At 74.7% G+C, this 8156-nt stretch carries 9 protein-coding genes and 1 riboswitch; of the genes, 5 read left to right on the forward strand and 4 right to left on the reverse strand.

What is annotated here, in order from left to right:
- Nucleotides 1–348 (reverse strand): hypothetical protein (locus tag C1I95_RS29545; RefSeq protein ID WP_146605896.1); only part of this gene is annotated, 348 nt, incomplete at its 3' end.
- A 250-nt stretch (nt 349–598) separates the two neighbouring features.
- A riboswitch (cobalamin riboswitch) is annotated at nt 599–800 on the reverse strand.
- 82 nt (nt 801–882) lie between these two features.
- Between C1I95_RS29545 and C1I95_RS29550 the strand changes: the two genes are divergently transcribed.
- Nucleotides 883–1590, forward strand: coding sequence for an MBL fold metallo-hydrolase (locus C1I95_RS29550; protein WP_111218783.1), 708 nt, complete (start codon nt 883–885; stop codon nt 1588–1590).
- Nucleotides 1591–1609: 19 nt separating this feature from the next.
- Here C1I95_RS29550 and C1I95_RS29555 read toward each other — a convergent pair whose 3' ends face one another.
- Nucleotides 1610–1945 (reverse strand): hypothetical protein, encoded by a 336-nt coding sequence (locus C1I95_RS29555; protein WP_111218785.1) that lies wholly within the window; start codon nt 1943–1945, stop codon nt 1610–1612.
- A 98-nt stretch (nt 1946–2043) separates the two neighbouring features.
- On the opposite strand from C1I95_RS29555, the gene C1I95_RS35445 reads away from it, so the two are divergent.
- Nucleotides 2044–2694 (forward strand): hypothetical protein, encoded by a 651-nt coding sequence (locus C1I95_RS35445; RefSeq protein ID WP_158566496.1) that lies wholly within the window; start codon nt 2044–2046, stop codon nt 2692–2694.
- Here the strand turns inward: C1I95_RS35445 and C1I95_RS29565 are convergent.
- Entirely contained in the window at nt 2674–3942 is a 1269-nt protein-coding gene (locus tag C1I95_RS29565) for an MFS transporter (RefSeq protein WP_111218787.1), read from the reverse strand. The two genes, C1I95_RS35445 and C1I95_RS29565, sit on opposite strands and share 21 nt — an antisense overlap.
- Nucleotides 3943–4103: 161 nt before the next feature.
- Between C1I95_RS29565 and C1I95_RS29570 the strand changes: the two genes are divergently transcribed.
- Nucleotides 4104–5090 carry a LacI family DNA-binding transcriptional regulator gene (locus C1I95_RS29570; protein WP_111218793.1) on the forward strand — a complete coding sequence of 329 codons (987 nt, stop codon included), beginning with the start codon at nt 4104–4106 and terminating at the stop codon, nt 5088–5090.
- A 72-nt stretch (nt 5091–5162) separates the two neighbouring features.
- Here the strand turns inward: C1I95_RS29570 and C1I95_RS29575 are convergent, their stop codons facing one another.
- Nucleotides 5163–5789 carry a TetR/AcrR family transcriptional regulator gene (locus tag C1I95_RS29575; protein WP_199523965.1) on the reverse strand — a complete coding sequence of 209 codons (627 nt, stop codon included), beginning with the start codon at nt 5787–5789 and terminating at the stop codon, nt 5163–5165.
- A 67-nt stretch (nt 5790–5856) separates the two neighbouring features.
- On the opposite strand from C1I95_RS29575, the gene C1I95_RS29580 reads away from it, so the two are divergent.
- The gene (locus C1I95_RS29580; protein ID WP_199523966.1) at nt 5857–7014 is read left to right on the forward strand and encodes an FAD-dependent monooxygenase; all 1158 of its coding nucleotides are present in this window, start codon (nt 5857–5859) and stop codon (nt 7012–7014) included.
- A 239-nt stretch (nt 7015–7253) separates the two neighbouring features.
- Entirely contained in the window at nt 7254–8105 is an 852-nt protein-coding gene (locus tag C1I95_RS29585) for an LppM family (lipo)protein (protein WP_233513967.1), read from the forward strand.
- Nucleotides 8106–8156 lie beyond the last annotated feature (51 nt).

The following is an 8156-nucleotide window of genomic DNA, read 5'->3' on the forward strand; positions in this document are numbered from 1 at the left end:
GAACCGGGCCAGCTCGGTGAGGTTCTCCGGCCCGCCCTCGACCAGGTAGGACAGCGTCTGGGCGGCCACCGCGGACGGCACCGTGGAGGCGGCCATCAGCTCCGCGTCGGGCACCGCCTCGCCGCCGAGCACGACCGTGGGTACGCCGGAGGCGAGCACCGCGGCCAGGCCGTCCGGCCACGCCTGCCGGCCACCGAGCAGGCGTACCACGGCGAGGTCGGCGCCGTAGAGCAGCCCGGGCAGCTCGGCGGGGCCGATCCGGGCCGGGTTGGCGAGCCGGTAGTCGGCGTCGCTGGCGCGGGCGGCCAGCAGATCGGTGTCGGCGGTGGACAACAGCAGGATGCGCACAGGCAACTCCGGAGGGTGACGCCCGCCGCGCGGGGTGGGCGCGCGGGCGGCGGAATGGTCGCGGAGGTGAGCGGGGGCGACGGGCCGGCGGCCGATGGGCGGCGTGCGCCGTCGACGCCGGGTCAGGTCACCGCGACAGCGGTACGGCCTGCAACGGATTCGCGGGTGCCGGAACGGATCGCATACGGCGATCGGCATCGATGCGGAAGAGGCCAAGCCTCATCGGGTCCTCCTCGGGTGTCCACGCCCTGGGGTGCAACTCCCGACGGCCGAAGTATCCTGGCTTCCGGATCGACGCTCACCCCCGGCCTTCCAACCACCCACGGTGGTCGTGACTCGCGAGGGGGGATCGCTCCCCGGTGACAGTGGCGGGACCGCGCCGGATTCACACCGGCTTCCTTCACTGCCGTCAGGCCGCGAATGCTGCCACAACCTCCGGCAGCCGGTCAACGCGACAGGGGACACACGACGCAGCCCGCCGCCGCTACGGTGAGCGGGACGACGCGGCAGGTCGACAATGGATTGAGGTGCGGGATGGTCGAGTTCCACCACCTCGCCGGGCGGGTCTGGCTCTGCCCCGGCGACGACGACCCGGAGCTGGTCCAGGCCGGCGTCGCGCTGATCGCCGACGAGCGCGGCAGCATCCTGGTCGACGCCGGGCAGAGCCCGTCGCACGCCCGCGAGATCCAGGCGGCGTTGCACGCCATCGACCTGCCGGCCCCCCGGTGGCTGGTCTACACCCACCACCACTGGGACCACGTCTGGGGCGCCTGCGCCTGGCCGGGCGTGGAGATCGTGGGCCACGTCACCGGCGCGGAGCTGCTGCGCGCCGAGGCGGCGCGGCCGTGGAGCATCCCCTACCTGCGCGCGGAGGTGCTGCGTAACCGGCGGCTCGGGCCGAGCTTCCGGGCCCGCGCCCTCGCCGTGGACTCGTGGGACGAGCTGACGGTGCTGCCGCCCACCTGGATCTTCACCGACGAGCTGGAGCTGCCCACCGGCGTGCGGGTACGCCACGTCGGCGGCCGGCACGCCCCGGACTCGACCGTGGTGGTGGTGCCCGACTCGGGCGTCATGCTGCTCGGTGACAGCTGGTACCCCCCGCCGCTGCACCTGCGTACGCCCACCGACGAGCCGGACCTGGCGCTGGTCGGGCGGCTGCTGGACGACGAGATCGGCTGGTACGTCTCCAGCCACAGCCCGCCGCTGACTCTCGCCGAGGCCCGCGCGGCGCTCGACGGCTGAGCCGGCCCATCGAGTCGGCTCAGCGGGCGCGACGTTCCGGGTGGGCCCGGTTCCAGGCTCGCATCCGCTCCGGATATCCGACCTTGGCCGCCTCGTACAGCGGGATGGCGTGCTTGCGGGCGATGGTGCCGGCAGCCCGGGGCGTGCCGGTGCGGCGGCGGATCCACTCGCCGTCGTACGCGATGGCCACCACCGTGGTGTCGGTGGCGGTGGTCTCCGGTTCGAGGTAGAACTCCACGCCCTGCCGGCTGGTGGCGAACTGCACCAGCGAGGCGAGGTCCTCGGGGGTCGCCTCGCGGTCGAGTTTCGTCGGGGTGCCCTGCGCGGCTCGTGGCCGCCGGCTGAACCAGCCCATGCCCGGCTCCTCTCCTCGGCGTAGCTCCCAGTGCAGCACCGTCACCTGGCAGGTCCCTGTGAACCCGGTGGCAGCGCCCTGGGCGGTAGCCTGCCCCGATGATCGACTCTGCGGTGCGGGACAACGCCGCCTGGTGCGACCTGGTCTGCCGCAGCCACGGCCAGCCTGGGTCGGTCGACGCCGACGCCTGGTCGGTGCCGCGCCGGTCCCCGCCGTGGTACCCGGACGCGGTGACCCTGCGGCCCGGTGTCGGAGCCGAGCTGCTCGGGCGGATCGACGCCGGCCCCGGGGCCTCGGTGAAGGACAGCTACGCCGACCTGGATCTCGCCGAGGACGGCTTCCGGGTGCTGTTCGACGCCGAGTGGATCCACCGGCCGCCGGGCGGCGCGGACACCGGGCCCGGGCTCGTCGCGATCACCACCGCCGAGGAACTGACCGCCTGGGCCGAGGCCCACGGCGGCGGGCCGGTGTTCCGCCCGGCCCTGCTGGCCGAGCCCCGGGTGCGGATCCTCGGCCTGCCCGACGGCAACGGCTGGTGGGTGGGCGGGGCGGTACTGCACGACGGCGGCGAGGTGGTGGGTGTCAGCAACGTCTTCGCCCGCGGGGGGTCACCCGAGCGGGTCTGGGCCGGGGTGTGTGCGGCGGGTGCCGGTCGGCACCTTGTCGGCTACGAGCAGGGCACCGACCTCACCATCGCCCGCCGCTGCGGCTTCCGGGCCGTCGGTCCGCTACGCGTGTGGGGGCGTTGAGCCCACCCGCTCCGGCTCCCCCGTGCGGCCGGAGGCGGGCGGGCGAGCCGCCGGCACCAGCAGCAGCGTCGGCAGCAGGAGCAGCGGCACGACCAGCAGCGCCCGCAGCGTGCCGACGTGGTCGCCGAGCAGGCCGAGCAGCGGCGGCCCGGCGAGGAACGCGGTGTAGCCGATCACCGCGACCACGCTGACCCGGACGTGGGCGTGCTCCTCCTCGTCGGCGGCGGCGCTCATGCCCACCGGGAAGCCGAGCGAGGCACCGACACCCCACAGCACGACGCCGACCACCGCGACCGGGCCGGAGCCGGCGAGCACCGCCAGGCCGGCGCCGACGACGGCGAGCAGGATGGTCGTGGTCAGCACCGGCCCCCGCCCCCACCGGTCGAGGGCCACCGTGCCGAGGGTGCGGCCCAGCGTCATGCCGACCACGAAGACACCGAAGACCGCGGCGCCGGCCGCCTCGCTGAAGCCGTACCCGTCGATGAAGGCCACCGCGAGCCAGTCGTTGGCGCTGCCCTCGGCGAACGCCGCCGCCAGCACCAGCAGGCCGATGAGCAGGGTGCGCGGCTCCCGCCAGGCGGCGAGCAGCCGCCTGCGGCGGCCGGCCGGGGTGCCGGCCGCGGCGTCGGGCTCGGCCGGCAGGAACGCCCGCGCCCCGAGCAGGGTGCCGCCGAGCACCAGCGCGGCCAGCACGCTGAGGTGCACGGCGACCGGCAGGCCCAGCCGGGCGGCGACCGCGCCGAGGCCCGCGCCGGCCACCGAGCCGAGACTCCACGCGGCGTGGAACCGGGGCATCACGGTCCAGCCCAGTCGGCGCTCGACGGCCGCGCCCTCGATGTTCATCGCGACGTCACAGCTGCCCGAGCCGTAGCCGAGGGCGAACAGACCCAACGCCACGCCGGGCAGCGAACCGGCCACGCCGGCCGACACCCCGGCGACGGTCAACCCGAGGGCGACGAGCAGGGTGGCCAGCACCACCGCGCGGGCCGCGCCGAGGCGCTGGGTGACCAGGCCGGCGGTGGGCATGGCGACGATCGCGCCGATGGACATGGCGAGCAGGAGCAGGCCGAGGCGGCCGGGGCTGAGGTCGAGCCCGTCGCGGATCGCCGGCACCCGGGAGAACCAGGTGGCCACGGCCAGCCCGTTGAGTGCGAATACTACCGCCACGCCGTTGCGGGCGGCCAGCACCGCACGGGACGGCCCGGGGCTGGGCGACGGTGTGACAGGGGTGGTGGCGGCGGGGTCCACGTACGGTCCGGTCCTCTCCTCGGGCGTTACTCGACACGATCACACACCTGGGAGCGCTGCCACCACAATCCGCCGCCGGTCCTTACCGAAGGGGCTCGCGGCGGGCATGATGAATGGGCGCCCGCAGGTCCGAGGCGGGCGACAGGCAACGGGAGAGCAACATGACGACGGCACGCCGGCCGGCCACCCTGGACGATGTCGCCCGCACCGCCGGGGTGTCCCGGTCGACGGCGTCGCGGGTCATCGCGGGCACCGGGTTCGCCTCCCCGATCGCGCGGGAGCGCGTGCGTACCGCCGTTGACCTGCTCGGTTACCGGCCCAACGCGGCGGCTCGGGCGCTGGTGCGCGGCGGCGGCGTACGGCTGCTGGTGGCGGTGGCGGGCACCAGCTCGGCCGTCCTCGACGACAACTACGTCGACCAGGTGGTGAGCGGCGCGGCGCGGGTCTGCGCCCCGCACGGCCTGGGGGTCGCGGTCCAGTGGGTGCCGCTGGACACGCCGCGACGGCTGACCGAGTTGACCGACGACCGGGGAGTGGCCGGTCTGATCCTGGTGAACACCATCACGCCGCTGCTCGACCTGGTGCCGCCACGGCTACGCGGCCGGACCGTGTCGATCGGGATCGGCTCGGCCGCGGTGCCGTCGGTGGACATCGACAACGGCGGCGGCACCGACGCGATCGTCCGCCACCTGTACGCCTCCGGGCGCCGGCGGATCGCGATGGTGACCGGTCCGCCGTGGCTGACCTGCTCGCACCGCTCCGTGGAGGCGTACCGCGGGCTGCTGCGCGACGCCGGCCTCCCGACCCGCGAAGTGGTGGGCGACTTCAGCGCGGCCCGGGGTCGCGCCGCCGCCCGCGAGGTGCTGCGGCGCTGGCCGGACACCGACGCAATCGTCGGGATCAGCGACGCCACCGCGCTGGGGGTGATCGGCCGGCTCCGCGCCGACGGCGTCCAGGTGCCCGGCGACATCGCGGTGACCGGTTTCGACGACATCCCGCTGGCATCGGTGACCGCCCCGGCGCTGACCACGGCGAGCCATCCGGTGCGGGCGATCGCCACCGCGGCGGCGACCGTGGTGCTGGAGAAGCGTCCGGTACCGACGCGGACCCTCTTCCCGTCGGCCCTGGTCCGCCGCGACAGCGCCTGACCACCGCCGCCACCCGGTCGACACCGCCGGGCACCGGCTCGGCGCAGCGCGGTCGGGCCGCCCAGGCGGCGGTCAGGTGGTGAGTGCGCGCAGCAGGTCGCGGACGGCGGCGGTCAGGTCGGCGCGGCTGGCCGGGGTGCCGGGCGGCGGTGCGCTGAGCGCGCCGGCGCCGACCAGTCGGTCGAACAGCAGCCCGTCGACGTACGCGACGAACTGCTGCCCCTGCCGACGGGGGTCCGGGGCGCCGGCCCGGGCGAGCAGATCCTCGGCCTGTGCTCGCAGTACCGCACCGTGCTGGAGGATCGTCCGCAGCTGCGGCCGGTGGACCGCCTCCAGCAGGCACGCGTACCGGGCCAGGGTGCGGTCCCGGCCGGCCGAGAGCCAGTGGTCCAGTACCCCGGCGATGCCGGCGGCGAGCTGGTCCAGGTCGGCCGGGGACAGCGGCGGGCCGGGTGTCGTGGGCGGCGGCCCGGCAGGCAACTCGTGGCCGCCGAGATCGGCCCGGTCCAGGTCGGCCAGCCGCTGCACGACCGCCTCGATGAGCGCCTGCCGGGTACGCAGGTAGGCCGAGGTGGTGCCGGGCGGCATCCCGGCCCGGGCCTCCACCGCCCGGTGGGTCAGCCCCCGCATCCCGCTCTCGGCCAGCAGCGCGATGGCCGCGTCGGCCAACACCGCCACCCGATTCGCACGTCCGGTCAACGCACCCTCCCCGCGACGCTTCTACCGATGTAGTATGCGTTTCTACAGACGTAGAAGGTGGGTGGTCGTGGTGGAGCGACACGCGGTGGTGGCCGGGGCGGGCATCGGCGGCCTGGCTGCCGCCCTCGCGCTGCACCGCCGCGGCTGGCGGGTCACCGTGCTGGAGCGCGCCCCCGAGCCACGCGAGGTCGGCGCCGGGATCACCCTGATGGCGAACGCCGTGCGCGGCCTGGACGCGCTCGGGCTCGGCACTGCTGCGCGTCGGCTGGGGCACGACGGGGCCGCCGGCGGGTTGCGCACCTGGGACGGGCGTTGGCTGTCCCAGGTGGACGCCGAGGAGATGCACCGCCTGCTGGGCACCAGCGCACTCGGCGTGCACCGAACCGCCCTGCACCGGATGCTGCGTGAGGCGCTGCCGGCGGAGGCGCTCCGGACCGGCTGCGCCGTGCAGGACGCGGACCCGGACACCGGCGTGGTCCACTACCTGCGCGACGGCGCACCGGCCGAACTGCGCGCGGACCTCGTGGTCGGCGCCGACGGGCTGCGCAGCACGCTGCGTACCCGGCTCTGGCCGCACATCCCACCACCGGCGTACGGCGGCTCGACCGCCTGGCGGGCGGCGATCCCGTACGGCGGACCGATGCTGGCGGCGGTCAGCTGGGGGCCGGGCGCCGAGTTCGGCATGGTCCCGCTCGGCGGCGGCCAGGTCTACTGGTACGCGGCGGTCAGCGCGCCGCCCGGCGAACGCGCACCCGACGAACTGGCCGCGGCGCGCGAACGCTTCGGCGACTGGCACGAACCCGTCCCAGCCCTGCTCGCCGCCACTCCCCCCGACGCCGTGCTCCGCAACGACCTCTACCACCTGGCCACGCCCCTGCCCAGCTACGCGCGGGGCCGGGTGGCGCTGCTCGGCGACGCGGCGCACGCCATGATGCCCAACCTCGGGCAGGGCGGCTGCCAGGCGATCGAGGACGCGGTCACGCTGGGCGCGGTCGCCGGTCCGGACGCCGACATCCCGGCGGCGCTACGCGCGTACGACCGGGCCCGGCGATCCCGCAGCCAGGCCGTCGCCCGCGCGGCGGCCCGCATGGCCCGCTTCGGGCAGCAGCTGCGCAACCCGGCGGCGATCGCAGTACGCGACACGATGGTGCGGCTGACGCCGGGCCGGATGGCGCTGCGCAGCATGGCCCGCTACGCCGACTGGCACCCGCCGCGGGCGACCTGACCGCCCCCTGCCGGCCACCAGCGGCACGCCGGAAATCGGCAGCATGCCGGGCAGCCTTTCCGCGGGTCGGCGCGGCGTGAAGGCGGCTGCCTTCGGCCAATGGTGGTCAACCTTTCAGGATAACTATTCCGACGGTTCGTGACCTCGGCCGAATGTGACTGGTGACCGGTAAGATCGGCGACTTGCTTGTGACTGATCGCTGACTGATGGCTCCGACGACGAGCGCACACACTGGGCCCATGAATACGGGACCCGGGCGATCCAAGATGCTCCGCGGCGCGGCGTGTCTCGTCCTGCTGGCGGTCCTTTCCGGCTGCATGCAACTCAACGCCGGCCTGACCGTCAACGCCGACGACACGGTCAGCGGCCAGCTCCTGCTGACCGCCGAGCGCAAGGTGCTGACCTTGAACAACAGGCCGGTCGAGGCCGGCTTCGCGGAGCTTCGGCAGAACATTCCGGCGCTCCCGGCCGGCCCGGAGACCCGGTACGAGGACGCGACGCACTTCGGTTCCCAGATCAACTACCGAAATGTGCCCCTCGACCAATTCGACAGCGAAAGCCTGAGTATCGTTCGCGAGGGCGACCGCTACGTGTTCACCCTTCCGCTGGATCCGAAGAAGTACGGCGGAAAAGTGGCCGAGCAGGATCCACAGAATCAAGCCCGATTCATGTTGTTGATGTCGTTCGAGATCACCGTCACCTTCCCCGGCCGTGTGCTGGACGTCAGCGCGGGCGGTCAGGTCAATGACCGGACGGTGACCTGGCGGGTCAACCCCAACGAACAGAAGCCCGCCGAACTGCGCGCCGTCGCCGAGGCACCGCCCCGGCCGTCCACCGCGACCGACGAGCAGGACGCCGGCGGCGGCATCCCCTGGTTGCTCATCGCCGCCGGCGCGGTGGTGCTGCTGCTCGTCGCGGTGCTCGTCGTACTCCTGCTGCGCCGCCCCCGCGCCGGCGGGGACACCGACCCGGCACCCGGCGCCCCGACATCTGGCGGCCCGACAACGAGCGGCGTCCCGGCCCCTCGTGGCCCGGCCACGCCCGGCCCGACACCGACCACCGGGAACGGCGGCCTGCCGGGCGCCGGCTGACCAGTCGGTCAGCCGGCATCGTCGCCCGCCCGGCGGGCGACACCCACCCAC

Origin of the sequence: Micromonospora craterilacus (genome assembly GCF_003236315.1) — a bacterium.
GTDB classification, from domain to species: Bacteria; Actinomycetota; Actinomycetes; order Mycobacteriales; family Micromonosporaceae; genus Micromonospora; species Micromonospora craterilacus.